Annotated in this window: 23 protein-coding genes and 1 tRNA gene; 9 read left to right on the top strand and 15 right to left on the bottom strand. The window is 71.0% G+C overall.

Going from position 1 to position 26,593, the window contains the following annotated elements; all coding sequences use genetic code 11:
• Positions 1 to 10 precede the first annotated feature (10 nt).
• Complete coding sequence (dcd, locus tag N8J89_RS40650) at positions 11 to 592, bottom strand: dCTP deaminase (protein WP_252483742.1); 582 nt, start codon at positions 590 to 592, stop codon at positions 11 to 13.
• A 72-nt stretch (positions 593 to 664) separates the two neighbouring features.
• Between dcd and N8J89_RS40655 the strand changes: the two genes are divergently transcribed.
• Positions 665 to 738 (top strand) — tRNA-Gly (locus N8J89_RS40655).
• A 198-nt stretch (positions 739 to 936) separates the two neighbouring features.
• Here the strand turns inward: N8J89_RS40655 and N8J89_RS40660 are convergent.
• The 3 genes from N8J89_RS40660 to N8J89_RS40670 all read right to left on the bottom strand — a co-directional run bounded on the left by N8J89_RS40660 (position 937) and on the right by N8J89_RS40670 (position 3,202).
• The gene (locus N8J89_RS40660; RefSeq protein WP_283662167.1) at positions 937 to 1,137 is read right to left on the bottom strand and encodes a DUF433 domain-containing protein; all 201 of its coding nucleotides are present in this window, start codon (positions 1,135 to 1,137) and stop codon (positions 937 to 939) included.
• A gap of 210 nt (positions 1,138 to 1,347) precedes the next feature.
• A complete protein-coding gene (locus N8J89_RS40665) occupies positions 1,348 to 1,548 on the bottom strand; it encodes a DUF433 domain-containing protein (RefSeq protein ID WP_283662168.1) in 201 nt (66 codons plus the stop codon).
• Between the two features lie 133 nt (positions 1,549 to 1,681).
• Complete coding sequence (locus N8J89_RS40670) at positions 1,682 to 3,202, bottom strand: sodium:solute symporter family protein (RefSeq protein ID WP_283662169.1); 1,521 nt, start codon at positions 3,200 to 3,202, stop codon at positions 1,682 to 1,684.
• Between the two features lie 197 nt (positions 3,203 to 3,399).
• On the opposite strand from N8J89_RS40670, the gene N8J89_RS40675 reads away from it, so the two are divergent.
• Positions 3,400 to 4,038 (top strand): LysE family translocator, encoded by a 639-nt coding sequence (locus N8J89_RS40675; RefSeq protein WP_283662170.1) that lies wholly within the window; start codon positions 3,400 to 3,402, stop codon positions 4,036 to 4,038.
• Between the two features lie 147 nt (positions 4,039 to 4,185).
• Complete coding sequence (locus N8J89_RS40680) at positions 4,186 to 6,021, top strand: acyl-CoA dehydrogenase (protein ID WP_283662171.1); 1,836 nt, start codon at positions 4,186 to 4,188, stop codon at positions 6,019 to 6,021.
• A gap of 67 nt (positions 6,022 to 6,088) precedes the next feature.
• Here N8J89_RS40680 and N8J89_RS40685 read toward each other — a convergent pair whose 3' ends face one another.
• The 4 genes from N8J89_RS40685 to N8J89_RS40700 all read right to left on the bottom strand — a co-directional run bounded on the left by N8J89_RS40685 (position 6,089) and on the right by N8J89_RS40700 (position 12,401).
• A complete protein-coding gene (locus N8J89_RS40685; protein WP_502868392.1) occupies positions 6,089 to 6,877 on the bottom strand; it encodes a DUF1206 domain-containing protein in 789 nt (262 codons plus the stop codon).
• Between the two features lie 54 nt (positions 6,878 to 6,931).
• Positions 6,932 to 10,045 carry a VanW family protein gene (locus N8J89_RS40690; protein ID WP_283662173.1) on the bottom strand — a complete coding sequence of 1,038 codons (3,114 nt, stop codon included), beginning with the start codon at positions 10,043 to 10,045 and terminating at the stop codon, positions 6,932 to 6,934.
• Between the two features lie 71 nt (positions 10,046 to 10,116).
• Positions 10,117 to 10,437: a GroES family chaperonin gene (locus N8J89_RS40695; RefSeq protein ID WP_252483734.1), complete on the bottom strand. Its 321-nt coding sequence runs from the start codon at positions 10,435 to 10,437 to the stop codon at positions 10,117 to 10,119.
• A 107-nt stretch (positions 10,438 to 10,544) separates the two neighbouring features.
• Positions 10,545 to 12,401, bottom strand: coding sequence for an NHL domain-containing thioredoxin family protein (locus tag N8J89_RS40700; protein ID WP_283662174.1), 1,857 nt, complete (start codon positions 12,399 to 12,401; stop codon positions 10,545 to 10,547).
• A 74-nt stretch (positions 12,402 to 12,475) separates the two neighbouring features.
• Between N8J89_RS40700 and N8J89_RS40705 the strand changes: the two genes are divergently transcribed.
• Entirely contained in the window at positions 12,476 to 12,949 is a 474-nt protein-coding gene (locus tag N8J89_RS40705) for a hypothetical protein (RefSeq protein ID WP_283662175.1), read from the top strand.
• A gap of 441 nt (positions 12,950 to 13,390) precedes the next feature.
• Here N8J89_RS40705 and N8J89_RS40710 read toward each other — a convergent pair whose 3' ends face one another.
• Both N8J89_RS40710 and N8J89_RS40715 read right to left on the bottom strand, forming a co-directional pair.
• The gene (locus N8J89_RS40710; protein ID WP_283662176.1) at positions 13,391 to 13,969 is read right to left on the bottom strand and encodes a hypothetical protein; all 579 of its coding nucleotides are present in this window, start codon (positions 13,967 to 13,969) and stop codon (positions 13,391 to 13,393) included.
• Positions 13,970 to 14,131: 162 nt separating this feature from the next.
• On the bottom strand, positions 14,132 to 14,701 hold the full coding sequence (locus N8J89_RS40715) for a hypothetical protein (RefSeq protein WP_283662177.1): 570 nt from the start codon (positions 14,699 to 14,701) through the stop codon (positions 14,132 to 14,134).
• Between the two features lie 100 nt (positions 14,702 to 14,801).
• On the opposite strand from N8J89_RS40715, the gene N8J89_RS40720 reads away from it, so the two are divergent.
• Positions 14,802 to 15,539, top strand: a complete 738-nt coding sequence (locus N8J89_RS40720; protein ID WP_283662178.1) for a class I SAM-dependent methyltransferase — start codon at positions 14,802 to 14,804, stop codon at positions 15,537 to 15,539.
• Between the two features lie 261 nt (positions 15,540 to 15,800).
• On the opposite strand, the gene N8J89_RS40725 is transcribed toward N8J89_RS40720, so the two are convergent.
• Both N8J89_RS40725 and N8J89_RS40730 read right to left on the bottom strand, forming a co-directional pair.
• Positions 15,801 to 15,947, bottom strand: a complete 147-nt coding sequence (locus tag N8J89_RS40725) for a hypothetical protein (protein WP_252483729.1) — start codon at positions 15,945 to 15,947, stop codon at positions 15,801 to 15,803.
• A 156-nt stretch (positions 15,948 to 16,103) separates the two neighbouring features.
• The gene (locus N8J89_RS40730) at positions 16,104 to 17,297 is read right to left on the bottom strand and encodes an ATP-binding protein (protein ID WP_283662179.1); all 1,194 of its coding nucleotides are present in this window, start codon (positions 17,295 to 17,297) and stop codon (positions 16,104 to 16,106) included.
• 152 nt (positions 17,298 to 17,449) lie between these two features.
• Here N8J89_RS40730 and N8J89_RS40735 point away from each other — a divergent pair, with 152 nt between their 5' ends.
• Both N8J89_RS40735 and N8J89_RS40740 read left to right on the top strand, forming a co-directional pair.
• Positions 17,450 to 19,228 carry an APC family permease gene (locus tag N8J89_RS40735; RefSeq protein ID WP_283662180.1) on the top strand — a complete coding sequence of 593 codons (1,779 nt, stop codon included), beginning with the start codon at positions 17,450 to 17,452 and terminating at the stop codon, positions 19,226 to 19,228.
• A gap of 97 nt (positions 19,229 to 19,325) precedes the next feature.
• Complete coding sequence (locus N8J89_RS40740; protein ID WP_283662181.1) at positions 19,326 to 19,928, top strand: SIMPL domain-containing protein; 603 nt, start codon at positions 19,326 to 19,328, stop codon at positions 19,926 to 19,928.
• Here the strand turns inward: N8J89_RS40740 and N8J89_RS40745 are convergent.
• Entirely contained in the window at positions 19,925 to 21,205 is a 1,281-nt protein-coding gene (locus tag N8J89_RS40745; RefSeq protein ID WP_283662182.1) for an acetyl-CoA C-acetyltransferase, read from the bottom strand. The genes N8J89_RS40740 and N8J89_RS40745 overlap by 4 nt on opposite strands.
• Positions 21,206 to 21,292: 87 nt before the next feature.
• On the opposite strand from N8J89_RS40745, the gene N8J89_RS40750 reads away from it, so the two are divergent.
• The gene (locus tag N8J89_RS40750) at positions 21,293 to 22,639 is read left to right on the top strand and encodes a 3-oxoacyl-ACP reductase (RefSeq protein ID WP_283662183.1); all 1,347 of its coding nucleotides are present in this window, start codon (positions 21,293 to 21,295) and stop codon (positions 22,637 to 22,639) included.
• A gap of 10 nt (positions 22,640 to 22,649) precedes the next feature.
• On the top strand, positions 22,650 to 23,489 hold the full coding sequence (locus N8J89_RS40755; protein ID WP_283662184.1) for a MaoC family dehydratase: 840 nt from the start codon (positions 22,650 to 22,652) through the stop codon (positions 23,487 to 23,489).
• Here the strand turns inward: N8J89_RS40755 and N8J89_RS40760 are convergent.
• Both N8J89_RS40760 and N8J89_RS40765 read right to left on the bottom strand, forming a co-directional pair.
• A complete protein-coding gene (locus N8J89_RS40760) occupies positions 23,486 to 24,475 on the bottom strand; it encodes a TAXI family TRAP transporter solute-binding subunit (RefSeq protein ID WP_283662185.1) in 990 nt (329 codons plus the stop codon). The two genes, N8J89_RS40755 and N8J89_RS40760, sit on opposite strands and share 4 nt — an antisense overlap.
• Positions 24,476 to 24,485: 10 nt before the next feature.
• Positions 24,486 to 26,465 (bottom strand): TRAP transporter permease, encoded by a 1,980-nt coding sequence (locus N8J89_RS40765; protein ID WP_283662186.1) that lies wholly within the window; start codon positions 26,463 to 26,465, stop codon positions 24,486 to 24,488.
• Positions 26,466 to 26,593 lie beyond the last annotated feature (128 nt).

Below are 26,593 nucleotides of genomic sequence, written 5' to 3' on the forward strand. Positions count from 1 at the left end.
GGGAACGGGACTACCGCTTTGTGGTGCCCCGGTGGAAGTTGAGGTATGCCCGCGAAGGCGTCGGGCCGCGCTGCCCCTGGTAGCGGGAGCCGGCCGCGGCCGAGCCGTACGGGTGCTCGGCAGGCGAGCTGAGCCGGAACAGGCATAGTTGGCCGATCTTCATCCCCGGCCACAGGGTGATCGGCAGGTTGGCCACGTTGGACAGCTCCAGCGTGATGTGCCCGTTGAAGCCCGGGTCGATGAACCCCGCGGTGGAGTGCGTCAGCAGACCGAGGCGCCCCAGCGAGGACTTGCCCTCCAGCCGCCCGGCCAGGTCGTCCGGCAGGCCGACCAGCTCCAGCGTGGAGCCGAGCACGAACTCACCGGGGTGCAGGACGAAGGCCTCGTCGTCCTCCTTCTCCACCAGCGAGGTCAGCTCGTCCTGCTGCAAGGACGGGTCGATGTGGGTGTACTTGGTGTTGTCGAACACCCGGAAGAACCGGTCGAGCCGGACGTCGATGCTGGAGGGCTGCACCATGCCGACGTCGTACGGTTCGAGGTTGAGCCGACCGGCTTCGACCTCCTTGCGCAGGTCGCTGTCACTGAGGAGCACGAGCCCAGCCTATCCGGACCCGACTGGACACAGACGCCCCGCCATCTTGTATGCTCGACGACGCACGATCACGCGGGTGTAGTTCATTGGTAGAACGACAGCTTCCCAAGCTGTAGAGGCGGGTTCGATTCCCGTCACCCGCTCCACTTCCGCCCCGGTGTGCTCGCTTTGAGCTCGCCGGGGCGTTTCGCATTCACACTGGGGGCCGAGCCCCCAGACCCCAGCCGGGGGTGGCCCCCGGACCCCCTGGTTGGTCGGGTGGCTGGGATTGTGGGGTGGGTCCATACGTGTGGGCCCGGATCTCGCGAGATCCGGGCCTTTCTGTTGTCTGTTGCTGGTTTTGGTCAGCGGCCGCCGTTGCGGGCGTACTCGCTGCAGGCGTCGACGTCCTCAACGGTGATGCTGGGGTGGCGGGCGACGATCTCGGCTGGCGAGAGTCCCTCGGCCAACAGGGCGTTGACCACCGCGACCGCGACGTTGGTGCCGGTGACGAACGGGACGCCGTTTCCTACTCCCGGATCGTGGGAGATCTGCTTGAGGGCCACAGCGCCAGTGTGCGTGGGGGTCACTGGGGCGTCAATGCACCAGACGGAAGCTTCGGAGATTCCGAATCCGTGATCGCCGCGGGCGAACTCGCGGCGACCACGGAGCGTGACCATGCCTACCGGATATGGCGTTGGACACATTTTCGCCGCAGAGAAAATGGTCTTGGACCGACCGGCGTGACTAATTACGGTCCCGGAACGGAGAGGAATTCAGTGTGCTCCGCCGCGCTGGAATTCGAGACAGAGGTCGACGTCGCCGATCTCCAGTTCCGGGTACTTCTGCACGATCTCCTCCGCGGTGCGGCCCTCGCAGACCAGCGCGACCACGGCGGCGACCGGGACCTTGGTGCCGGTGACGATGGGCACGCCGCCGAACAGCTCGGGGTCCGATGAGACCTGTAGGAAAGCCATGTGAAGATCCTGCGCCTTCGACCAGTTGATGTCGACCGCACATAGTAGTGGCTTTCGTCAGACCAGAGGGGCACCCCGGTCCACCATCAGGCGGATCGAGGTGCCCGGTAAACCGGCTGGCGGCCGGAAATAGTCACGCCCTGGCGCGCACGGTTTCCGGTTCGGTCGGTTTGTCGGCTTCGTCGCTGCTCAGCGAGTCGATCAGCTCGTCACGCTGCGTGGTGCGTTCCGGCTTGACCAGGCCGACCACCAGGAAGAGCACCAGCGAGGTCAGCAGCGGGTAGGCGACCAGCGCTTCCTTGGCCACCGCGACACCGGTCTGCTGCGAGATGTAGAGCACCGCCCACACGCCCAGACCGCCCAGGGTGGAGGAGATCGCCGCGGTCGGGCCCATCCGGCGGAACCAGGGCAGCATGCCCAGCATCAGCGGTACCGCGATCGGGCCCATGGTGGCCGCGACCAGGTCGACCACCACCTTGAGCACGCCGCCGTTGGTGTCCAGCGAGACCGCCATCAGCATGCTCAGGCCGATGAAGCTGAACGTGGTGATCCTGGCCAGTTTCAGCTGGGCGGCCTCGGTCAGCCGCCGCGCGCCCTTCCACATCCTGGGCAGGATGTCCCTGGTGATCACCGCGGTGATCACGTTGGCGTCCGAGGAGACCATTGCCATGGTGTGCGAGAAGAACCCGGCCAGCACCAGGCCGATCATGCCCGCGGGCAGCATGACCTTGCCCAGCTCGATGTAGGCGTCGCCGGCGTTGAGCAGGTCCGGCACGATCAGCGGCGCGGCCCACATCGGGAAGAACAGGATCAGCGGCCACACCAGCCACAGCACCGAGGACAGGATCGCCGAGCGCCTGGCCTCGCGGCCCGAGGGCGCGGCCATGTAGCGCTGCGCCAGGTTCCACATGCCGCCGTTGTACTCCAGCGTCTTGATCACGAACAGCGCCATGAAGAAGGTGGCGGTGTAGGGCTCGCGCAGCGGTTCGCTGTTGGCCGCGGGCAGCTTGTCCCAGATCTCCCACATGAACTGCAGGCCGCCGAAGTGCGCGGCCACCGCCACGAACATCACGATGCCGGCCGCGCCCTGGATGATGAACTGGCCGAAGTCGGTGAGCGCGTCGGCCCACAGGCCACCCATCACCGAGTAGATCATCGTGACCACGCCGACGATCAGGATGCCGACCCAGATCGGCACCCCGGCGAAGCCGCGCAGCAGGATGGCCACCGCGGACCACTTGGCCGCGATGTCCACCACCTTGAGCACCGAGCCGGACCAGGCCATCAACTGCTGGGCGGGCACGTTGTAGCGGCGGGCCAGGTACTCCAGCGGCGAGGCCACCCCGTGCTTGGACCGCAGCCGGTTCCAGCGCGCGGCGAACAGGAACGCCCCGATGCCGATACCGATGCCGATGGTCAGCGCCCACCAGACGTAGACGGTCAGGCCGAGCCGGTAGGCCTCACTGGCGAACGCCACGAACATGACCGCGCTGTAGCCGGACATGTGGTGCGAGATGCCGGAGAGCCACCACGGCATCTTGCCGCCGGCGGTGAAGAAGTCGACGACGTTGGCGATCCGACCGCGTGACCACCAGCCGATCCCGACCATCACGAAGAAGTACCCGCCGACCACGAGCCAGTCGAGGGTGCCCATGACACCTCCAGGATCAGTACCCGCCACAGGGAGGCGGTCCTCAGTTGTGATCCGTCTTACGAGGTCACCCTTGGGTTACGGAACGATTTCCGATGAACCGAGTCACACCTGTGACTAATGGTCAGATATGTGAACGGAAATGTGATAAGGCGCCGCGAATGTCGCCCACTCGGGCACTTGCGGGCGAGACTGCTCGCATGGACGTTGTGACCTGGCCGTTCGTGCTCACCTGCCTCGCCGTGGTGGTCGCCCCCGGCCCTTCGCTGGCGGTGATCGTGAACCAGGCGTTGCGCGCCGGTCGCACCACCGGGCTGGCCACCATCGCGGGCAACACCAGCGGGCTGGTGTTCTGGGCCGCCGCCTCCGCGCTCGGGCTGACCGCGCTGGTCCGCACCTCCGAGGTGGCCTTCGTCGTGCTCAAGGTGGTCGGCGCGGCCTACCTGTGCTTCCTCGGCGTGCAGACCCTGCTGCGCTCGCGCAGGCACCTGCGCGAACAGGCCGACCTGGCCGCGGGCGAGCGGCCCACTGGCCTGTGGCCGGCCTACCGGGCGGGACTGCTGGCCAACCTGGCCAACCCCAAGGCCGCCGCGCTCTACCTCGCCCTGCTGCCGCAGTTCCTGCCCGCGGAGGGCTCGGTGCTGACCGGCACCGCGGTGCTGGCCGTGGTCCAGATGGCCATCAGCGCGGGCTGGTACGGGCTGGTGGTGCTGGCCGTGAGCACGGTGCGCCGGGTGCTGTCCAAGCCGGTGGTGCGGGCCCGGCTGGACCAGGTCAGCGGCCTGGTGCTGGTCGGCATGGGGGTGCGGATGGCCACGCTGACTCGGGCCACGCTCTAGGTGATCCCGGTCACTAACTCTGTTACCTCCAGAAGGGTGACCAATCCCCGCTTGCTGCGGGTTACTCACAGGTAATACCCTGTTGTTACCGGCCAGTAGGGGACCGGCCCGGAAGGCCAGCACCCCGCACAACACGGGAGCGACGAGATGGGCCACTACAAGAGCAACCTGCGCGACCTCGAGTTCAACCTGTTCGAGGTCTTCAAGATCCAGGAGCGCCTGGGCAAGGCGCCCTTCGACCAGGCGGATGAGGACACCGCGCGCGGGATTCTCAGTGAGCTGAACAACCTGGCGACCGGCCCGCTGGCCGACTCCTTCGCCGACGCCGACCGCAACCCGCCGGTGTTCGACCCGAAGACGCACTCGGTGGCCCTGCCGGAGTCGCTGAAGGCCTCCTACAACGCGCTGCAGGACGGCGAGTGGGGCAAGCTCTTCCTGCCGGAGGAGCAGGGCGGCTACGGCCTGCCCCGCACCGTGCAGTGGGCCGCCGCCGAGCTGATCCTGGGCGCCAACCCGGCCGTGTTCATGTACCTGACCGGCCCCAGCTTCTCCACCATCGTGCACCGCAACGGCACCGAGGAGCAGCGGCACTGGGCCCAGCTCATGCTGGACCGGGGCTGGAACGCGACCATGGTGCTGACCGAGCCGGACGCCGGTTCCGACGTCGGCGCCGGGCGCACCAAGGCCGTGCGGCAGGAGGACGGCAGCTGGCACCTGGACGGCGTGAAGCGGTTCATCACCTCCGCCGAGCAGGACCTCAGCGAGAACATCGTGCACCTGGTGCTGGCCCGCCCCGAGGGCCCCGGCATCGAGCCGAAGCCGGGCACCAAGGGCCTGAGCCTGTTCCTGGTGCCCAAGTTCCACTTCGACTCCAAGACCGGTGAGCTGGGCGAGCGCAACGGCGCCTTCGTCACCAACGTCGAGCACAAGATGGGCCTGAAGGCCTCCACCACCTGTGAGCTGACCTTCGGCCAGCACGGGGTGCCGGCCAAGGGCTGGCTGATGGGCGAGGTGCACGACGGCATCGCGCAGATGTTCCAGGTCATCGAGTACGCCCGGATGATGGTCGGCACCAAGGCGATCGCCACCCTGTCCACCGGCTACCTCAACGCGCGCGACTACGCCAAGGAGCGCGTGCAGTCGGCCGACCTGACCCAGATGCTGGACAAGACCGCGCCCAGGGTGCCCATCACCAACCACCCGGACGTGCGGCGGATCCTGATGCTGCAGAAGGCCTACACCGAGGGCCTGCGCGCGGTGTACCTCTACACCGCGACCTTCCAGGACTCGATCATCGCCCGGGAGAACACCGAGCTGGCCGAGCGGGTCAACGACCTGCTGCTGCCGATCGTCAAGGGTGTCGGCTCCGAGCGCGCCTACGAGCTGCTCGCGCTGTCCCTGCAGACCCTCGGCGGTTCCGGCTTCCTCCAGGACTACCCGATCGAGCAGTACATCCGGGACGCCAAGATCGACACCCTGTACGAGGGCACCACGGCGATCCAGTCCCTGGACTTCTTCTTCCGCAAGATCGTGCGGGACAAGGGCCAGGCGCTCGGCTTCATCTCGGGCGAGATCCAGAAGACGCTGGACTCCGAGATCGGCAACGGCCGCCTGAAGGAGGAGCGCGCGCTGCTCAAGACCGCCCTGGAGGACGTGCAGGGCATGCTGGGCGCGATGATCGGCTTCCTGACCACCGCGCAGGAGGACCCGCGCAACACCTACAAGGTCGGCCAGAACACCGTCCGGCTGCTGATGAGCGCGGGCGACCTGCTGGTCGGCTGGCAGCTGCTGCGCCAGGCCGAGATCGCCATCACCGCACTGGACGGCGGCTCGGTCCCGGCCAAGGACCAGGCCTTCTACCAGGGCAAGCTGGCCGCGGCCTCGTTCTTCGCCAAGTCGGTGCTGCCCGAGCTGACCGCTCGCCGCAAGATCGTGGAGACCACGGACAACGGGCTGATGGACCTGGACGTGGCCGCGTTCTGAGGTTCCACCACCTGACGCTGTCGGGGCCGCGACGGGACTCCCTCGCGGCCCCGCTGCACGTCCGGGCTCAGGTGCGGTGGCAGCGGGCCTCGGCGAAGCAGTACACGCCGAAGGCGGCCACACCCAGCGCGACCAGGCCGAGCAGGTAGGGGCCGTAGTCGGCGGCGGCCAGCGTGCGCAGCGCCGCGTCCAGGCCGCCTGCCTGCTTGGGGTCGTGGTTGATCGCGGCCAGGCCGATCAGCACGCCGACCACCCCGTAGGCCACGCCCTTGGCCACGAACCCGGTCTGCCCGAGCCGCACGGTCAGCCGCTGGGTGCCGTGCGGCAGCTTGGTCAGGTCGAGGTCCTCGGTGAAGGACTTGCGGATGCCCTTGACCGCGGCCGCCACGCCGACGCCGAGCACGACCAGCGCGAGCAGCCCGACCAGGAAAGGCCCGGCGGGCAAGGACATCAGCCAGCCGGTGATCTCCTGCTGGCTCTGATCTCCTTGCTGGGCCCCGGATCCGGTCAGCAGCTGCACCGAGACCACGGCCAGCACCGCACCGGCGAACCCGTGCGCGGCGGCCGAAACCCGTTTACTGGCTTTGAGTCCGTGGCCGCTGACCGCGACCAGGAACTGCCACACCGCGAAGAAGGCGAGTCCGGCGGCCAGCACGACCAGCAGCACGCCGCCCAGTGGCTGCTCGGCCACCGAGGCCAGCGCGCCCTTCTGGTCCGCCTCACCGGCGCTGTCCCCGACCGCGACCTGCACGGCCAGCCAGGCCACCACGAGGTGCACGATCCCGAAGCACACCGCGCCGATCCGGCCGAGCCGCACCACCCACCGCTTGTCCTGTTCAGCACTCCGCGTGGACACCATTGCTCTCGGGTGTCCACGCGGAGGAACAGCGAAACGGGCCATATGGCCTAGTCAGGGCGTCGGCGGCCCGCAGACGATCTTGTCCTGGGCCTTGTAGGTCACCGTGCGCCGCTCGGTGCGGGTCTTGCCACTGGCCAGATCCTTTATCGTGCGGGTGTCGGTGATGGTGAAGCCCTCGAGGCCGCCGCTGGGCTTGCAGTCCGGCTTGTCGGTGACGTGCCGGGTGGCGGGCTGGGTGACGTTGGTGCGCTGGCCTTCCTGGCCCTGCACCTCGTAGGTCTTGGTGCCCCACAGCTGCACGGCGATCGAGCCGTTGGTCCAGATGGTCTGGATGTAGATGCCGGTCTTCGTGTCGTTCTTGAACTTCACGTCGATCAGGCTCTGACCGCTGGGGCCCTGGAAGACCGTGGCCTCCCGGCCGGCCGGGTAGCGGCTGATGTAGTTGCTGTGCTCCTTGTGCTCCACGTCGACCATGCCCGCGTAGTAGGCGGCGTTGTAGAGCGTGGTGGCCATCTGGGACACCCCGCCGCCGACGCCGCGGCCGGGCAGGCCGTGCTCGAGGATGCCGGCCTCGACGTAGCCGGTGGCCTCGTTGCGCGGGCCGGTGCGGGCGTTGAGGCTGAAGGTCTCGCCCGGCTTGACCACCGCGCCGTTGATCTGCTCGGCGGCCCGGCGGATGTTCTGCCCGGAGTCGGCGGCGAAGCCCTTGGTCTCGAACCGGCTGATCATCTCCTTGACGCCCAGCTGGTTGGCCTGCTCGGTGGTCAGCTTGGCCGGCTGCTCGCCGTACTCGGCCTTGATGGTGCGGTTGTCCGTGCGGCGCAACACTTCTGGCAGCCCGGTGAGGGTCTTCTCCCAGTCCACGCCCCGGCCGTCCACGGACTCCTTGACCACCGGCTTGCCGCCCTCGATGACGAAGGTGGCGTCCTTGCCCGGCTTCTCGGTGGAGGCCAGCTGCGGCTTGGCGGCCTCGGCCACCTTGGCGCTGTCCAGCTTGGGCGTCAGGTTGCCGCCCTCGTCGACCTCGAACTTCAGCGCGCTGGCGATCGCGGCCGGGGTGAGGTTGGCGTTCTTGCCCTCGCCCTGCACCACCACGGGCCCGGAGACCGCGGGCTTGGCGATCTCCTCCAGCGCCTTGCGCACCGAGTCCGGCGTGCTCTTGACCTGGCTGGCGCTGACCGGCAGCTCGACCACCTTGCCGTCGGCCCAGTCGGCGACCATGGCCGCGCTGGCCTTCTCGATGTCCAGCTTCTGCCCGGCCTTCGGGTCCACTGCCACCGGCTTGGCGCCCTGGAAGCGCACCGTGCCCTCGACCGGCTCCCGGTCGGTCTTGCCGCGCAGGCCCTCCATGGCGGAGGTCAGCTTGGGCCCGTCGGCGCGGGTGACCACGCCGACGTCCCGGGTGCCGAAGAAGGAGGACAGGCGGGTGAGCGGGTTGAGCGGCTGCGCGCCCGCCTGGTCCAGGGTGGCCGGCCAGTCCAGGGTCAGCCCGGCTTCCTGCGTGTTGACGCTGGCCTCGACATCGCCGGCCCGCACGGTCACCGGCTTGGTCAGCCGCGGCTCGATCTGCTGCCGCAGCTTGGCCTCGGCCGCCGCCCGGTCCAGTCCACCGACGTCCACCCCGGCCACGGCCACCCCACGCGGCACATTGCCCTGGGACAACAGCAGGTCAACCCCGTAGAGCAGCCCGAACACCCCGAACGCGGCCGCCACACCCATGATCGTCCGCCGCTTGCGCTTGCTCTTGCGCTCGTCGTCGGCCCCGTCGGAGAACCCGTCCCCGGCCTCGCCAGGCGGCGTAGGTGGCAACGCGGCGACCACGGTCGCCTCCTCCTCCCGCACCGGCGTCGGCAGGAAGGAGGTGGCGGCCCCGATCTTGGGAATCCGCACCGTGTCGACTTCCGGATCGGGCTGCCGCCCCGCGCCCAGCGGCCGGGGGATGGACTGCGTCGGCTGCTCGATCTGCCGCGTCGGCTGCTCGGCGGACCGCCCGGGAATGGCCTGCGTCGGCGCGTCAACCCCCCGCGCCTGCGGCCGGACCTGTCCCCGGGGCGGGGTGCCAGGCCCCTGGGCCGGGTTGTCGAAGCCACGCGGCGGCGTGCCCTGGGCGGGCTTGTCGAAACCGCGCGGCGGCGTGCCGGTGCCCTGGTTCAGCGCGTCGAACCCGGGCGGCGGGGTGCCGGGCTGACTCGGGAAACCACGGGGCGGGGTGCCCTGGTTCGGGAAGCCGCGGGGCGGCGTGCCGGGTCCCTGGCGCGGGAAGCCGCGCGGCGGGGTGCCGGGGGCGTCGCCGGGGAAACCGCGGGGCGGCGTGCCAGGTGCGTGCGCTTCCTGGCCTCGGGGCGGTGTGCCCGCTCCCTGTGCCTCGAAACCGCGCGGCGGCGTGCCAGGCCCCTGCGTCTCCAAGCCACGGGACGCCATGCCCGGTCCCCGCGCCTCCTGGCCACGGGGCGGCGTGGCCGGTCCCTGCGCTTCCGGATCGCGGGACGGCATGCCCGGCGTGTGTGTCTCCGGACCCCGGGTCTGTCCCTGGCCCTCGAAGCCGCGCGGCCGGGCGCCCTGGCCGTCAGCACCCCGGGCCGGGGCACCCTGGCCCTGAGCCGGGAAGCCCTGCCCCTGGCGCTCCACGCCTCGCGGCGGCGTCCCCGGGCCCTGCGCCTCGGTGCCACGCGGTGGGACCGGTGCGCCCAACTGCTGCGGCGGCAGGCCCCTCGGCGAGGTCAGCTCCGCGGCCGACGGGTACGACTGGCTCGCCTCGGCGGGCCGGATCGGCGCGAACAGGCCCCTGGTGAGCGGCTCGGGCTGCACCGGCGGGTTGGGCGGCGGCGGGTTCTTGCCCCGGTTCGGGGCCTCCGCCGCGGTCTCGGCCGCGGGCGGCTCCGGCGCGCTCTGCGGGGCCGGGCCGGACTGCTCCGCCGGCTCGGCGTCACTGCGCGGCGCGGGGTCGGCACTCGGCGTCTCGGCCTCGGGCTCGGCGGCCGTCGGCTCCGGTGTCGTCATCGGGCGGGTGTGCTGGTCAGCGCCCGCGGCGAGTTGCTCGGTGTGCGGGTCCAGCCCGTTGGCGGGCGTCCCGTCCTCGGCCGTGGGCTCGTCTACCGGCTGCGGGGCGGACAACACCGTCGTCTGCTCTGACCGCGGGCCGGGCCGCTGCTCTTCCTCCGGCACCGTGTCCCCTTCTGACGTGGGCGCGAGCACGCGCCTGGCTAGCTACCCGGCTGTCACGTCGAGGGCACGCGTCACAGGTACAAACCCGTGCCGTGCTCGGCTTGCTCGCTGGCGACGGCGTGCAGATCCCGCTCGCGCATCACCAGGTAAGCCTGGCCCTGTACCTCGACCTCGAACTGCTCCTCGGGGTTGAAGAGCACCCTGTCACCCACCTTGACAGTACGTACGTGGTTCCCCACCCCGAAAACCTCGCCCCATACCAGCCGTTTGGCCATCTGGGCAGTGGCCGGGATCACGATCCCACCACTGCTGCGTCGCTCCCCGCCCTCCTGCGCGATCCGCACCATCACGCGGTCGTGCAGCATCTGGATCTGGAGCTTGGCATCGGGCACCTTCGGAGTTTACTTGCCCCGCCGAGGTCATCGTGGGGCGGCTCCGACTGTGCGTTACCCCAGAACGCGACGTTGAGCAGGCAAACAACTAGGCAGAGTGCGCCAGATCACACCCCGGGTTCGTCCATTCCGCCCATAACGAGTGGCAGCCGGATGGGCGCACCCGGTTGGACCACAACGGGAACTCCCCAGTCCTGCCTGGTCAGGCGGCAGGCGGGGTGCTCGACACCCTCGTCACAGCTGGCTGCCTGGGCGACCACGTGGAGTACACCCGAGGGCACGTCGGCGGCGATCACCAACCGGCGCACCAGGTCCGTGCCGACCCCCGCGCCCTCCACCAGCAGCTCGGGCGGCGAGGCGGTCACCTCCAGCCGGGTGGACGGCCCGTACCGCTCGTCCAGCTTCTGCCCCGGCGGCGGCACGAACACCACCGCCAGCTCCACCGCACCCGCGGCCAGCTCACTCGGCGGCCGCCGAACCTGTTGCGCCGCACCGGAGACCAGCTTCGCCGCCACCCCAGGCGGCACCGGCCGCTCCAGCCGGTGCGCGGCCGAGGACACCACGACCACCGCATCGTCGAGCACCACCACGCCCGAGGGCTCGGCCAGGTCGGTGGCGATGGTGCTGACCTCGCCGGACTCCGGGTGGTAGCGCCGCAGCGCGCCGTTGTAGGTGTCGGCCACGCCGATGCTGCCGTCGGGCAGCACGGCCACACCGAGCGGGTGCTGCAACAGGGCCTGGGCCGCCGGACCGTCCCGGTGCCCGAAGTCGAACAACCCGGTGCCGATCACGGTGCGCACGGCCAGCACCCCGTCCTCATAGGCCAGGTAGCGCAGCGCCGAGGTCTCGGAATCGGCCAGCCACAACCGTTCCCGCACCGGATCCGCGGCCAGGCCAGAGGTCTGCGCGAAGAACGCCTGCGCGGCCTCGCCGTCCCGCAGCCCCTCCACCGTGGTCCCGGCGAACCGCGACACCGTGCCCGCCACCGGATCGAACAACCCGATCGTGTGATTCCCGGCCAGCGCGACCACCACGCCACCAGCGGGCGCCCACCATTCGACGTCCCACGGACTGGTGAGCTCGATTTCCGTTGCGGGCCCGTCGGTTCCGCCGTCCCGCCACTGCTCGCCGGTACCGGCCACCGTGGTCACGAACCCGTCGCTCAGCCGCACCCCGCGCAACAGGTGGTTGACCGTGTCCGCCACCACGACGTCGTACCCGACCCGCTCCGCCACCTCCGGCGGCAACAGCGAAAGCCCGGCAGGCTCAGAAAAGCTCGCCTCCGCCGCCGCCCCGTCGGCTCGCCCCCGAATCCCGGAACCGATGCGCCGCAACAAGGTCTCGCCATCCGCGGCCAGCTCCGCCAGCGAGTGCCGCGCCGAGTCCGCCACCAGCAAGGTCCGCTCCGGCGTCACGATCGCCTTGGCGGGGAACCGAAGCGCCGTCTCCGCGACCACCGGCGGCACGTACGGACCGTCTCCCCGGTGCAGCGTGCCCTTGGCCGTGTGCTCGGCGACCAGCTCGGCCAGCACCCGCCGCAGCGCCTCGGCGTGCCCCTCCCCCGCGGCCACGTGCACCACGTAACCCTCGGGGTCCACCAGCACCAGCGTCGGCCACGCCTTGACCGCGTACGCCTGCCAGGTCACCAGCTCCGGATCGTCCAGCACCGGGTGGTGCACCTCGTACCGCTCCACCGCCGCGGCCAGCGCCGCCGGATCCGCCTCGTGCGCGAACTTCGGCGAGTGCACCCCGATGGTGACCAGCACGTCGGCGAACTCCGCCTCCAGCGGCCGCAGCTCGTCCAGCACGTGCAGGCAGTTGATGCAGCAGAAGGTCCAGAAGTCCAGCAGCGTGATCTTGCCGCGCAGGTCCGCGAGCCGGATCTGCCTGCCGCCGGTGTTCAGCCAGCTACGGCCGGTCAGCTCGGGGGCGCGGACGCGGGCACGACGCTTCGCAGTGGTCACACCGGGATTCAACACAGCGACTGAGCTGCGCTGTTCCCCGGCCCACCAGGTGGGACGCGGTGCACCATGGCCGGGTGGCCGAGTTGCGCTGGGCGGACGTCGAGGACCTGTTCGACGTGGACAACGGGATCCTGCCGGACGTGGTGGTCCGGGGGACGACCGTGGCGGACTGGCAGGCGGTGCTGGACCTGATCCGGTCGCGGGGCTGGCCGCACACGTACACCGAGGACAACCAGGCCGGGGAGGTGCCGAGCGCGGAGGTGATGCTCAACCGGGAGTCGGTGCCGGAGCTGGCGGTCTGTCCCGGGGCGGAGGTGTGGCTGGTGTTCCGGTGCTCCGCCGCTGACACGATCGACTTCGACGTGCACCTGGCGGAGCTCCAGGGGCCGGAGCCGTTGGCGGTGCTGTGCGGGGTGTTCCGCGACATCGGACGGCTGTTGGGCAAGGCGGTGGTGATGACGTTCGAGGGGCACCCGGGGCTGCCGATGATCGGGTACGACCCGGTGCTGGACCGGGTGGTCCGGCTGGCTCCGCCTGCTGCCTCATGACCGATGTGACCCCAGTCACAGGGTGAACCGGGGCTGGGGTTTGCTCGTCTTCGTGTCTGAAGTAGTGGACGAACAGGGACGGCAGGTCTGTCCGGGCACCACGATCGCTTGTGCTGGGTGGCGCGGGCGGGGCGGGGTCCGGACGGGGCCGGGGTGCTCGATGGGACGGGGTCAGCCGGTTCGGGCGGTGCCGGATCGGGTGGTTCCCGGCGAGTGCGGAACCGGTGGCTGTTCCTGGGGGGCCGGGCGGCGCAGGGGCAGTGCTGCCCGGTTCCCGGCGGCCTGTTCATGGGCGGACAGGTCGCCACGGTCGCGCGCCGGCTACTCCACACCGGTGCGCGACCGCGGGTTTTTCTTCGGTGCCAACGGGAAGGTCGTCCGGCCCACCCCCGGCCGGACGACCTTCCCACCCCCCGCACCGCGCGGACGCGGTGTGGTCGATCAGTTCTGCGTGGCGCGGCGGCGGCGCAGCAGCGCCCAGCCGCCGAGGCCGAGTCCATTGGCGAGCACGGCGCCGCCGATGGCGTAGCCCGCGGGGTTCTCGCTCGCGGTGGTGCCGCCGCCGGTTTCCGGGGCGCCCTTGGGCTTCACCGGGACAGCCGGGGTGCTGGTGGGGCTCGGCTTGGGCGTGGTGGGCGACTTGGCAGCCAGCACCTCGAACTTCACCCGCACCCTCAGGCGCTCGCCGCACACCACGGTCAGCTGGTGCTCACCCGGCTTGGCCTGACCGAGCGACACCCTGGTGAACCAGCCATCGCCGTGCTTGGTCAGCCGGGTGTCCGGGAACAACGAGGACCGCACGCTCGGCTTGGGCGAGTCCCCGCATACGCCCGCGGTGACCAGGATGTTGGTTTCCTTCGACGTCTCGGCACCCTTGCGGCCACCCGTGTCGCTGTAGCTCACCGACGGGGTCGGGTGGATCGTCATGGTCTGGAACTGACCGGCCGAGGCCAGCGGCGCGCTGAGCACGAGTGCACCGGCGGCGAGGGTCACGGCGGCGAGCGCGGTCTTGGTGTGCACGCCCCCTACACGTCCGCGCGCCGCCGCCGGTTGCCAGGAAAATTCGGCGAATCTGGTCGGACTTTTCAGGCAACCCCGGCTCGACTCGGACGTCTGACATTGTTGGCGCGCAACAAAAAGGGGAGCCCGGAACTCCGGACTCCCCGTGCCGAGCGGGCGTGGTCAGCCCTGCGCGCCGTCCCGCCGGCGGCGCAGCGCCCAGCCGCCGAGTGCGGCACCGGCCAGCAGGGCGCCGCCGCCCGCGAGCAGGCCGCCGAGGCCCGATTCCGTGCCGCCGCCACCGGTTTCCGGGGCGCCCTTGGGCTTCACCGGGACGGCCGGGGTGCTGCTGGGCCTCGGCTTGGAGGTGACCGGCGGCGGCTTGGGCGCCTGCACGGTGAACTCGCCGCGGTAGGCGACCGTGCCGCAGGTGAAGGTCATGGTGTGCTTGCCGCTCTTGGCCCCCTTGGCGATGGCGAACTCGCCCATCGCCACCCCGGCGCTGCCGCCGTTGAGCTGGATCTCCCCGATGCCGCTGATCTTGACCTTGCTCGCCTTCTCCGGCGCGCAGTCGGTGCCGATCATGACCCTGGCCGGCAGGTGGAAGGTGCTGCCCGCGCCGAACGAGGTCTTCCCGGCTTCGAAGTCCACGGTGTAGGGGTTGGTGCCAGGCTGGGCCAGGGCGGCGGGTGCGGCGAGCAGTGTGGCGCCCGCGGCGAGGGCGAGGGTGGCTAGGGCGGACTTGGTCTGCATGGCGAGTCTCCCCGAACTGGTCTTGCCACGGTTGGTGACTTCTACACGTTGATCGCGACCTATCCGGTTGCCTGTTCACCGAAGAAAGTCAGGGGGAGCTGTGCTCAACAACTACGACGCCGACACCGCGGCCGCCTACCGCCGGGCCAGGGAGATCCCCAGGGACGGGCTGACCCACTGGCGGGCGGCCATCGAGCGGCACCTCGGGCCGACCGCGGACTCGGTGCTGCTCGACCTCGGCGCGGGCACCGGGATGTTCGCCACCGCGCTGGCCGACTGGTTCGGCGCGCGGGTGCTCGCGGTCGAGCCGTCGGCGGACATGCGGGCGCACATCCCGGCGCATCCGCTGCTGGACGTGCGCGCGGGGGACGCGCTGGCCATCCCGGCGGAGCCCGGCTCGCTGGACGGGGCCTGGCTGTCCACGGTGATCCACCACGTGCCGGACCGGGTGGCCGCCGGGCACGAGCTGCGGCGGGTGCTGCGGCCGGGCGCGCCGGTGCTGATCAGGGGGATCTTCCGGGAGCGGCCAATGGAGCTGAACGTGCTCCGCTTCTTCCCGGAGGGCATCAGGGCGCTGGCCGCGTTCCCCACCGTCGAGGAGGTCTGCGCGGAGCTGGGGGCGGCCGGGTTCGAGCGGGTCGGCCTGGAGTCCGTCCCCCAGACAAGTGCACCCGATCTGGGGACAGTGCTGGGCCGGGTTCACCAGAAAGGGGACACCTTGCTGCGCGGGCTCACTGCCGAGGAATATGCCGAGGGCTTGGCGCGGCTGCGCGCCGCGGTCGCGGCTGGGGCCAGCGGGCCGGTGGTTGACCGGCTTGACCTGCTGGTTCTCCGTTAGCCGGAAATGGGAAACCCCGCAGTGCTGCCAGGTCGGGGGTCCGACAGCACCGCGGGGTCATCTGGAACATCGCTACACCACCCAATGGTGTTACACCCAATCGGGTAGGTGACGTGGGTCACTTCAGCGATGTCGGTCTAGCTGGGAAAACAACACGGCCCCGACCGGCGGGAGGCAAGTCGGGGCCGTGCGTCTTCCCCCGTGGGGTCTCGGCGACGGGAGGGCTCGCCCATCGAGGAGGGCGTCCGCGCCGGACCAGGCTCAGCGGAGGGAGGTCACCTGAGCGGAAGCGATGGCCATCAGTTCGTGCCGCATGGCCGGAGTGGCGGCGGCGTCGATCGCGCGGTTCACGGCTCGCCGGGTGCGGGCCTGTGCACGGCGGGACCGGATCTTCGCGACGAGGTTCATCTGAGTTGCATCCCCTTAGTAAGCATCTCGTTGTCTGTGCCTCAAGTATGCACCACCAAAACCTCAAGCGCACCCGTTTGTCCGGTGAGTCGGGCCACACGCCGATGATTCATCGGCGAAGCTCGGGCAGTAACCCGTGATTCGTCCGGTGTTCACCTAGTCACCGGCGGTCAGCAGGAAGCGGCCGAAGTGCGGCACGGTGAAGGCGATCCGGCCCCGTTCGGCGGAGTAGACCAGGCCCTTCTTGATCAGTGAGTCACGCGCGGGGGACAGCGAGGACGGCTTGCGGCCGAGCTGCTCGGCCAGGTGCGCGGTGCCGACCGGCTCGTCCCGGCCCGCGCTGAGCACCGCCATGCCGTGCAGGTACTCCCGCTCGGCCGGGGTGGCCCGCTCGTACCGGGAGCCGAAGAAGCCCACCGCCAGCTCGCCCGCGGCCTCCGGTTCGGCCACCGCGACGTCCTCGGCGGTGATCGGATCGCCGGGCGCGGCGTCCCAGGCGGCCTTGGCGTATGCCTGCACGAAGTACGGGTAGCCGCCGCTGGCCTCGAACAACGCGGCCAGCGCCGCCGGGGCGATGCCCGCCTCCTCACGCTCGATCGGCGCGGTCACCGCGCGGTCGTGCTCGGCCCGGTCCAGCCGGTCGATCTTGACGTAGCGGAACAGCCGCTCGGAGTAGGACTTGCTGGCCGAGAGCACCGCGGGCAGGTGCGGCAGCCCCGCGCCGACCACCACCAGCGGCGCGCCGGACTGGGACAGCTCGTGGCAGGCCGCGCACAGCGCCGAGACGTCCTCCGGCGGCACGTCCTGCATCTCGTCGATGAGCAGCGCGACCCCGGTGCCCACGTCCGCGGCCAGCTCGGCCACGTCGGTGAACAGCTCCACCAGGTCGATCTCGATGTCGCCGGAGTCGGCCCGGCCGGTGACCGTCGGCACGTCGATGCCGGGCTGCCAGCGGTCCCGCAGCTTCGCGCCCTCCGGGGTGGCCCGCAGCGCGAACGCCTTGAGCACACCGAGCACGTGCTCCACCCGGTCCGGCGCCCGGTGCCGGACCGCGAGGTCGCGCACCGCCCGGTGCAGCGCGGCCGAGAGCGGGCGGCGCAGGCCGGAGTCCGGCCGGGCCTCGATCTTGCCCGCGCCCCAGCCGCGCCGGATGGCCATCGAGCGCAGCTCGCCGAGCAGCACGGTCTTGCCCACCCCGCGCAGCCCGGTGAGCACCAGGCTGCGTTCCGGGCGGCCGCGGGCGATGCGTTCGAGCACCACCTCGAACGCGCCGACCTCCCGGTCCCGTCCGGCGAGCTCGGGCGGCCGCTGGCCTGCCCCTGGGGCGAAGGGATTGCGCACCGGGTCCACGATTTCGACCGTATCGGCGTTTCTAGGTCATCTCCGATAGTGCGGCAGAAAGCGCTGACCGCGTGTCGGGGCCGTCAAGATCGGACCGGGCGGGCTCAGGATCGCGTCAACAAGGTGCGGACCGGCGCGGGCCGGGCCGCACAGTGCCGCCTGTGCTGACCCTGACTCGCTCCGGAACCGGTGAGAACCGGCACCGGCTGACCGCCACCACCGGCGTGGCCGCCCTCGGCCTGGACGCGCTCGCCTCGGTGTCCTACGGCCCGCAGGCCATCGTGCTCGCGCTGGCCGCGGCCGGGGCGACCGGCATCGGCTGGACACTGCCGGTGACCGGCGCGATCGTGCTGCTGCTGGTGGTGCTGGTAGCCGCGTACCGGCAGGTGGTGCACGCCTACCCGGACGGCGGCGGCGCGTACACGGTGGCCCGGCGCAACCTGGGCGAGGGCGCCGGCCTGGTCGCGGCGGCCTCGCTGATCGTGGACTACGTGCTCAACGCGGCGGTGGCCACCGCGGCCGGCGTGGCCGCGCTGACCTCGGCGGTGCCGGAGCTGCTGCCCTGGACCACCGAGCTGTGCCTGGCCGTGCTCGTGCTGGTGACCGCGGTGAACCTGCGCGGGGTGGCCGCGAGCGCCCGCGCCTTCGCCGCGCCGACCGCGCTGTTCGTGCTCGCGGTGCTGGCGGTGATCGCGATCGGCCTGCTGCGCGGGGCGCCGCTGAACCCGCTGCCGGATCCGGCCCCGGCGCCGACCACCGCGGCGGTCGGCGTGCTGCTGGTGCTCTCCGCCTTCGCCAACGGCTGCGCCTCGCTGACCGGGATCGAGGCCATCGCCAACGCCACCCCGTCCTTCCGCAGTCCGCGACCGGTGCGGGCGGCCCGCGCGCAGGCCCTGCTCGGGCTGCTGCTCGGGGTCATGCTGCTCGGGCTGGCCGCGCTGGTCGAGCTGTTCGACCTGCGGCCGGTCGAGGGCCGGACCGTGCTGTCGTTGCTGGTGGAAGGCGCGGTCGGGGACGGCGCGGTGTACCTGGTCGTGCAGTTCACCACCGTGGTGCTGCTGGCGTTGTCGGCCAACACCTCCTTCGGCGGCTTGCCGGTGCTGGCCGCCCGGCTGGCCGCCGACCACTACCTGCCGCACGCCTTCGGGCTGCGCGCGGACCGGCTGGTGCACCGGATCGGCGTGCTGGTGCTGGCCGGGCTGGCCGCGGCGCTGATCGTCGGCTCCGGCGGTCAGCTGGACGTGCTGGTGCCGATGTTCACCATCGGTGTGTTCGTCGGGTTCGCGCTGTGCCAGGCCGGGATGGTGCGGCACTGGCTGACCAGGGGCGAACGCGGCCGGCGGCTGGCGCTCAACCTGGTGGGCGCGGTGCTCAGCGCGGTGGCCGCGGTGGTGGTGACCATCGTGAAGTTCGCCGAGGGCGCCTGGCTGGTGGTGCTGGTGCTGCCGCTGCTGGTGTTCGCGCTGCGCCGGGTGCACCGGGCGTACGCGATGCTCGGGCGGCAGCTCGGTGTTGGCTCGCTGCCGGAGCTGCCGAAGCCGCACAGCACGCTGGTGGTGGTGCCGGTGGCCGGGCTCTCGGTGCTCACCTCGCACTGCCTGTCGACCGCGTTGTCCTTGGGGCACAAGGTGGTCGCGGTGCACGTGGGCGGTGGCGGGCAGCCGCCGGAACAGCAGCGGACGCTGGCCGCGGACTGGACCGCCTGGCACCCGGACGTGCCGCTGATGCTGCTGGAGCGCTCGCGGGGCGGGCTCGGGGCCAGCATCGCGGCCTACGTGCGCGGGCTGCCGGAGCAGCAGGTGGTGGTGCTGATCGGCGAGCTGCGGCCGCGGCGGGCGTGGATCCGGTTGCTGCTCAACGGACAGGGCGGCGGGATCGCCCGCGCGGTGCGGGGCCGCAGCCAGGCGGTGGTGTGCCGGTTGCACTACCGTCTGCCTTGATCTACCACTTTCTAGTGGAAAAACTAGAGAGCGATATACCTCGCAAGCGTTGCGGGTCCGGCCCAGGGGGAGTTGGCTGGGCGGTGTGGCTGAAGTTGTGACGAAGGGGACCGGAGAAGTCGAGCGGACCGCGGACCGCGCCCAGCTGTGGGTGAGTTTCACCGCGAGCGCGAGCGACCGGAGCGAGGCGGTCGCGCTGCTCGGGCAGCGGGTGGCCGGGGTCGAACCGCTACTGGAGCAGGACGGCGTCGAGGTGCGTTCGCGGCGGCTGTCCGTGCAGCCGAACTGGCAGGGCGACCGCCAGGTCGGCGCCAGCGCGGAACAGCACTACCAGCTGCGGGTGGCCGACCGGGCCGCGCTGGAGCAGGTGGTGACCGCGCTGGTCGCGGCCGAGCCGTCCGCGTTGAACGGCCCGGACTGGGAACTGAGCGACCAGGCCGAGGCGGTCCAGGAGGCCCAGGTGCTCGCGGTCGCGGACGCCCGCAGGCGCGCGGAGGGCTATGCCAGCGCGCTGGGCGTGCGCCTCGGCCCGCTGCTGCGGATCAGCGACGGCGAGGACACGCACTACGCGCCGATGGCCCGCGCGGGCGGCTACGCGATGGCCGCGGAGGGCGGCTCGGCGGTGCAGGCGCTGAACCTGGAACCGCAGCCGATCACGGTGACCGCGCGCTGCACCACCACCTGGTCGCTGCTGGACTAGCGCTCCAGGATCGCGGTGACGCCCTGGCCGCCCGCGGCGCAGATGGAGATCAGGCCGCGGCCGGATCCCTTGCGCGCCAACAGCTTGGCCAGGGTGGCCACGATCCGGCCGCCGGTGGCGGCGAACGGGTGGCCGGCGGCCAGCGAGGAGCCGTTGACGTTGAGCTTGGTCCGGTCGATCTCGCCGAGCGGGGCGTCCAGGCCGAGCTTCTCCTTGCAGAAGCCGGGATCGGTCCAGGCCTTGAGGGTGGCCAGCACCTGGGAGGCGAAGGCCTCGTGGATCTCGTAGTAGTCGAAGTCCTGCAGGGTGAGCCCGGCGCGGGCGAGCATCCTCGGCACCGCGTAGGCCGGGGCCATCAGCAGGCCCTCGCCGCCGTGCACGAAGTCCACCGCGGCGGTCTCGCAGTGCGCGAAGTAGGCCAGCGGGCTCAGCCGGTGCGCGGCCGCCCACTCCTCGCTGGCCAGCAGCACCGCGCTGGCGCCGTCGGAGAGCGGGGTGGAGTTGGCCGCGGTCATGGTCGCGCCCTCGCCCTTGCCGAACACCGGCTTGAGCTTGGCCAGCTTCTCCAGGCTGGAGTCCGGGCGCAGGTTCTGGTCCCGGTCCAGGCCCTGGAACGGGGTGATCAGGTCGTCGAAGAAGCCGGACTCGTAGGCGCGGGCCAGGTTCTGGTGGCTGGCCACGGTCAGCTCGTCCTGGGCCTCGCGGCTGATCTCCCACTCCTTGGCGGTGATCGCCGCGTGCTCGCCCATGGACAGGCCGGTGCGCGGTTCGCCGTTGCGCGGGATGTCCGGCACGATGTGCGTGGGCCGCAGCCTGGTCAGCAGCCGCAGGCGCGCGCCGAGGCTCTTGGCCCGGTTGGCGGCCAGCAGCACCTGGCGGAGGTCCTCGTTGACGCCGATCGGCGCGTCGCTGGTGGTGTCCACGCCCCCGGCGATGCCCGACTCGATCTGCCCGAGGGCGATCTTGTTGGCCACCAGGATGGCCGCTTCCAGGCCGGTGCCGCAGGCCTGCTGCACGTCGTAGGCCGGGGTCTCCGGGGCCAACTGGCTGCCCAGCACGGTCTCCCTGGTCAGGTTGAAGTCGCGGCTGTGCTTGAGCACCGCGCCCGCGGCCACCTCGCCGAGCCGCTCGCCCTGCAGGCCGAACCGGCTGACCAGCCCGTCCAGCGCGGCGGTGAGCATGTCCTGGTTGGATGCCCTGGCGTAGGGACCGTTGGATCGGGCGAAGGGAATCCGGTTGCCACCCAGGACCGCCACCCGTCGCGTGCTCGCGGACATCGCGCCTCCTCCGCAGTGCTTGGTGCTGCTACCGTAGCGAAGATAACCTACTGACGAGTAGTCTTACTGGCGAGTAGGGAGTGTCACATGACCGATCGGTACCAGAAGCTGGCCCGGTCCTCGGTGGGCCGGATGCTCGTCAAACGGCTCGGCCTGCCCAACCCCGCGCCGCTGCGCCGGTACCAGCCCGGTCAGCCAGTGGTGGACGGGCCGGTGCTGTTCGGCTCGGCGCCCAAGGGTCGGCTCGGCGACGCGGTGCTGGGCGTGCTCAAGTCGGTGGAGGCCACCGTGCTGACCAGCGCGGCCGAGGGCGACCCCGAGCAGCGCTACGCCGCACTGGTCTTCGACGCCACCGGCATCGAGCGCAGCGAGGACCTGCGCGAGCTGTACCGCTTCTTCCACCCGGTGATCCGCCAGCTGGACAGCAACGGCCGGGTTGTCGTGCTGGGCACCCCGCCCGAGCTGGTGGACTCGCCGCGGCAGTCGGTGGCCCAGCGCGCGCTGGAGGGCTTCACCCGCGCGGCGGGCAAGGAGGTGCCGCGCGGAGGCACCGCACAGCTGGTCTACGTGGCCCCCGGCGCCGAGGACGGCCTGGCCGCCACGCTGCGGTTCTTCCTCTCCGCCCGCTCGGCCTACGTCTCCGGGCAGGTGGTCCGGATCGGGACCGCGCCGGTGACCGAGCCCGCGGACTGGGCAAAACCGTTGGCGGGCAAGGTCGCGCTGGTCACCGGCGCGGCGCGCGGTATCGGCGAGGCCATCGCCGAGGTGCTCAGCCGGGACGGCGCGCACGTGGTGTGCCTGGACATCCCGGCCGCGGGCGAGGACCTGTCCAAGGTGGCCAACCGGGTGCGCGGCACCGCCATCCAGCTCGACATCACCAGCGCGGACGCGCCCACGAAGCTCGCCGAGCACCTGCGCGAGCGGCACGGCGGGGTGGACGTCGTGGTGCACAACGCGGGCATCACCAGGGACAAGACGCTGGGCCGGATGGACGACGCGCGCTGGGACTCGGCGGTCGACGTCAACCTCTCCGCGCAGGAGCGGATCAACGAGGTGCTGTTGCGGGACAACGTGATCCACGACGGCGGACGGCTGATCGGGCTGTCCTCGATCAGCGGCATCGCGGGCAACTTCGGCCAGACCAACTACTCGACCTCCAAGGCGGGCGTGATCGGCGTGGTGCAGGCGCTGGCCCCGGCGCTGCGCGAGCGCGGCATCACGGTGAACGCGGTCGCGCCCGGTTTCATCGAGACCCGGCTCACCTCCGCGATGCCGTTGTTCACCAGGGAAGCCGGTCGCCGGATGAACAGCCTGGCCCAGGGCGGGCTGCCGGTGGACGTGGCCGAGACCATCGCCTGGCTCGCCAGCCCGGGGTCCGCCGGGGTGACCGGGAACGTGGTCCGGGTCTGCGGCCAGAGCCTGCTCGGAGCCTGAGGTGTCCACTGTGGAGGTTCAGGAGCTGGATCACGCGCCCGGTCTCGGGCTGCTCTACCCCAAGGCCGTGCTGACCGGGTTCTCCCGTGGTGGCAAGGAACTCCCCGGCACCGGCTACCTGCGGCGGGCGGTGCCGGTGGACCTGGCGCACCTGGCCCAGTACAACCGGGTGTGCGGGTTCGGACTCACCGACCTGCTGCCGCCGACCTACCCGCACATCCTGGCCTTCCCGATGGCGGTCAAGCTGATGACCGCGCCGGGGTTCCCGTTCCCGCTGGTCGGACTCGTGCACATCGGCAACCGGATCGAGCAGCTGCGCCCGCTGCGGGCTGATCAGGCGCTGGACCTGCGGGTGTGGTCGCAGAACCTGGCCGGGCACGAGCGGGGCCGCCAGTTCGAGGTGGTCAGCGAGGCTTCGGTGGACGGCGAGCTGGCCTGGCGGGAGGTCAGCACCTACCTGCGCCGGGAGAAGTCCAGTGGTGGCAAGGAGTCCCGGCCGGAAACGCCGGAGCTGCCGGAGCCCAACGGGGTGTGGCGGGTGGCCAAGGACATCGGCCGCCGGTACGCCAAGGTCTCCGGCGACAGCAACCCGATCCACCTGCACCCGTTGAGCGCCAAGCTGTTCGGCTTCCCCCGGCACATCGCGCACGGCATGTGGAGCAAGGCCCGCTGCCTGGCCGCGTTCGAGGGCAGGCTGCCTGCGGCCTACACCGCGGAGGTGAGCTTCAAGCTGCCGATCCTGTTGCCGGGCAAGGTCGCCTTCCGCACCACGCGCATCGGCGAGGGCTGGGAGTTCGACCTGCGGGCGGCCAGGGACGGCCGCCCGCACCTGGCCGGGACGATCAGTTAGCGCAGCGACTCCAGGGCCTTCGACGCGCCGGGGTGCATCGGGATCGGGTCGATCACGGTGGCCTTGTGCACGTCGATGTCCTTGGCGGCCGGGTGCACCTTCTCCAGGTCGGCGCGCTTGTCGTAGATCAGCTTGGTGATCGCGCAGGCGTTGCCAGCCGGGAAGTCCTCGCGCACCAGCAGCACGTTCGGGATCACCAGGGTGGGCACCTCGGCCGGGGTGCGGTAGGTGGCCGCGGGGATGCTCGCCCGGTCGTAGACGCTGTTGACCTGCTTGAGCTTGCTCAGCAGTCCGGTCACGTCGACGAACTTGGCCCGGTCCTTGAGCGTGGTGGTGAGGTCGGTGATCTGCGCGGTGGGCAGGCCGCCGACCCACACCAGGCCGTCGATGGTGCCGTCCTTCATGCCGTCCACGGTCTTGGTCAGGTCCAGCCGCTGGGCCTGCACGTCGCTGTCCGGGTTCAGCCCGGCCGCCTGCAACAGCCGGTTGGCGATCACCTCGGTGCCCGAGCGCGGCGAGCCGGTGGAGATCCGCTTGCCGCGCATGTCGGCGATGGAGTTGATGCCGGCGTTCGCGCGCACCACCACGTGCACGTAGTTGAGGTGGATCCGGGTGAGCGCCTGCACCTTCTGCGGCTTGCCGTTGAAGGAGTCCCGCCCGGCCACCGCGTCCGCGGCGGTGTCGGCCAGGGAGAAGGCGATGTCGTAGTCTCCGGCGACCAGCTGCTGGATGTTCTGCACCGAGGCGCCGGTCTCCGCCGCGGTGGCCTTGAGCTTGGTGTTGCCGCTGATCAGCTGGGCCAAGCCGCCGCCGAGCACGTAGTAGACGCCGCCCGCGTTGCCGGTGGCCAGGGTGACCCTGCCCTCGCTCGCCTCGCACGGCGCGGCATTGGGCTGGTTCACCGGGGTGTCCCGCTGTTTGCCGCCACAGCCCGCGGCGAGCAGGCTGAGCGCGGCGACGGCGGCCAGAACTCTGGTTAATCGCATCGGTTTTCCCTCACGTTGTCCCCACAGGTTCGCGTTTGCGCGTCACGAGGTGCAGCACCACGGCCACCGCGAGCAGCACCAGTCCGGCGGTGATCGTCCACGGTTGCAGGTAGAGCAGGAACAGCGCGGCCAGCACGCACAGCGCGCGTTCCGGCCAGCGCGCGGGCCCGAACAGCCAGCCGCCGGTGCCCACCGCGAGCGCGGCCACGCCGAGCACGGCGACGCCGAACACCCACAGCACCTCGGTCCAGGACCGTTGCAGCAGCAGGGCGGTGCCGTGGTCGGTGAGCACGAACGCGATCGGCACCAGGAAGGCGGGCAGGGTGTACTTCCAGGTCTGCCACATGGTGCGCATGACCGAGCCGCCGGTGATCGCGGCCGCGGCCACCGAGGCCAGCGCGGTCGGCGGGGTCACCTCCGACAGCACCGCGTAGTAGAACAGGAACATCGCGCGGGCCGGGTCGGAGACGCCGAGCTCGGCCAGCGCGGGGCCGAGCACCACCCAGGCGATGATGAACGAGGCGGTCACCGGCACCGCGAGGCCGAGCACACCGACCGCGACCGCGGCGAAGAGCACGGTCAGCAGCAGCACCACCGTGGCGTTGCCGGTGAAGTACCTGGCCGCCGACACCAGTCCGGCGGAGAGCTCCTGACCGAGGCCGGTCTTGGTGATGGTGGAGGTGATCACCCCGGCCGCCGCGCAGACCGCGATCACCGGCAGCGCCGAGCGCACCCCGGTGGACAGCGCGCCGAACATGTCCAGCAGCCAGCCCCGCCACCAACCGTCCTGTTTGGACAGAACACGCTGGGCCAGTGCGAACAGCGTGGCCAGCCCGGTGGCGTAGACCACCGCGGAGAAGGCCGGGATGCCCAGTGCCAGGAACACCACGATGATGCCAAGCGAGGCGAAGTGGTAGCCGCCGGTGAGCAGCAGCCGCCACGGGCTCGGCGAGTCCACCTCGACCGCCTTGGCGCCGAAGCGGCGGGCGTCGGCCTCCACCGCGAGCACGATGCCCAGGTAGTAGAGCAGCGTGGGCAGACAGGCCCACAGCAGCACTTCCAGGTAGGGCACCCGCAGGTACTCGGCGATGATGAACGCGGCGGCGCCCAGCGTCGGCGGGGACAGGATCGCGCCGATCCCGGAGGCGGCCAGCAGTCCGCCCGCGTTCTCCTTCGGGTACCCGGCCCTGCGCAGGATCGGCCAGGTGACCGCGCCGAGGCTGACCGTGGTCGCGGTGCCGGAGCCGGAGACGGTGCCGAGCAGGAAGCCGGAGAGCGCGGTGGTGCGGCCGGGCGCGGTCGGCGAGTTGCGGAAGGCGGCGAAGCTGATGTCGACGAAGAACTTGCCCGCGCCGGATGCCCCCAGCATCGCGCCGTAGATGGTGAACAGCACGATGTAGGTGGCGGCCACGTCCAGCGGCGTGCCGTAGAAGCCGCTGGCGTCGTTGTAGAGCGCGTTGACGATCTGGCCGAAGTCGATGCCGGAGTGCGCGATCAGCCAGCCGGGCGGCAGGAACCCGCCGTAGTAGGCGTGCGCGAGGAAGAGCAGGCAGACCGCGGGCAGCACCAGGCCGGTGGTGCGCCGGGTGGCCTCCAGGATCAGCACCAGCAGCACCGCGCCCGCGATGATGTCCACTGTGGACAGTGAGCCCTGCCGGTCCAGGAAGCCGTTGAAACCGGTGATCACCGGGTAGAGCCCGGCGGACAGCGCCAGCGCGGACAGCGCCCAGTCCACCGGCTGCGGGTCGTCGCTGCCGGTTCGTCTCTTCAGCGCAGGGCGGTAGACCAGGAAGACCAGCGGCAGGGTCAGCCCGAGGAAGACGATCAGGTAGAACTGGCTGCCCGCGCTGAACGGGAAGAACACCTGGCGCAGCACCAGGACCGCGATGGCGAAGGTCACCACCGCGACACCGAGGTCCCACCGCCGGCTCAGCCGCCGGGCCGGACGTTCCTCGTCCTGTTCGGCCACCAGCTCATCGACCGCGGTCACCTCCCGGACGCTACCTGTGCCTCAGGTCACAATTGAAGACACAACTTGTCGCGGGTTGTGATACCTGGCGTTCACCACGCGGTTCGCTCCGCTTAGCCCTACGGTGTCCCGCACGACGTCATCCCGGG

This window comes from Crossiella sp. CA-258035 (assembly GCF_030064675.1).
Classification (GTDB): domain Bacteria; phylum Actinomycetota; class Actinomycetes; order Mycobacteriales; family Pseudonocardiaceae; genus Crossiella.

What these genes read in the sequence shown, in the direction of transcription:
- N8J89_RS40725 (WP_252483729.1), bottom strand. Translation starts at nt 15,947, where the DNA reads ATGAACCTCGTCGCGAAGATCCGGTCCCGCCGTGCACAGGCCCGCACC.
- N8J89_RS40665 (WP_283662168.1), bottom strand. Translation starts at nt 1,548, where the DNA reads ATGGCTTTCCTACAGGTCTCATCGGACCCCGAGCTGTTCGGCGGCGTG.
- N8J89_RS40760 (WP_283662185.1), bottom strand. Translation starts at nt 24,475, where the DNA reads ATGCGATTAACCAGAGTTCTGGCCGCCGTCGCCGCGCTCAGCCTGCTC.
- N8J89_RS40680 (WP_283662171.1), top strand. Translation starts at nt 4,186, where the DNA reads ATGGGCCACTACAAGAGCAACCTGCGCGACCTCGAGTTCAACCTGTTC.
- N8J89_RS40750 (WP_283662183.1), top strand. Translation starts at nt 21,293, where the DNA reads ATGACCGATCGGTACCAGAAGCTGGCCCGGTCCTCGGTGGGCCGGATG.
- N8J89_RS40670 (WP_283662169.1), bottom strand. Translation starts at nt 3,202, where the DNA reads ATGGGCACCCTCGACTGGCTCGTGGTCGGCGGGTACTTCTTCGTGATG.
- N8J89_RS40745 (WP_283662182.1), bottom strand. Translation starts at nt 21,205, where the DNA reads ATGTCCGCGAGCACGCGACGGGTGGCGGTCCTGGGTGGCAACCGGATT.
- N8J89_RS40675 (WP_283662170.1), top strand. Translation starts at nt 3,400, where the DNA reads ATGGACGTTGTGACCTGGCCGTTCGTGCTCACCTGCCTCGCCGTGGTG.
- N8J89_RS40715 (WP_283662177.1), bottom strand. Translation starts at nt 14,701, where the DNA reads ATGCAGACCAAGTCCGCCCTAGCCACCCTCGCCCTCGCCGCGGGCGCC.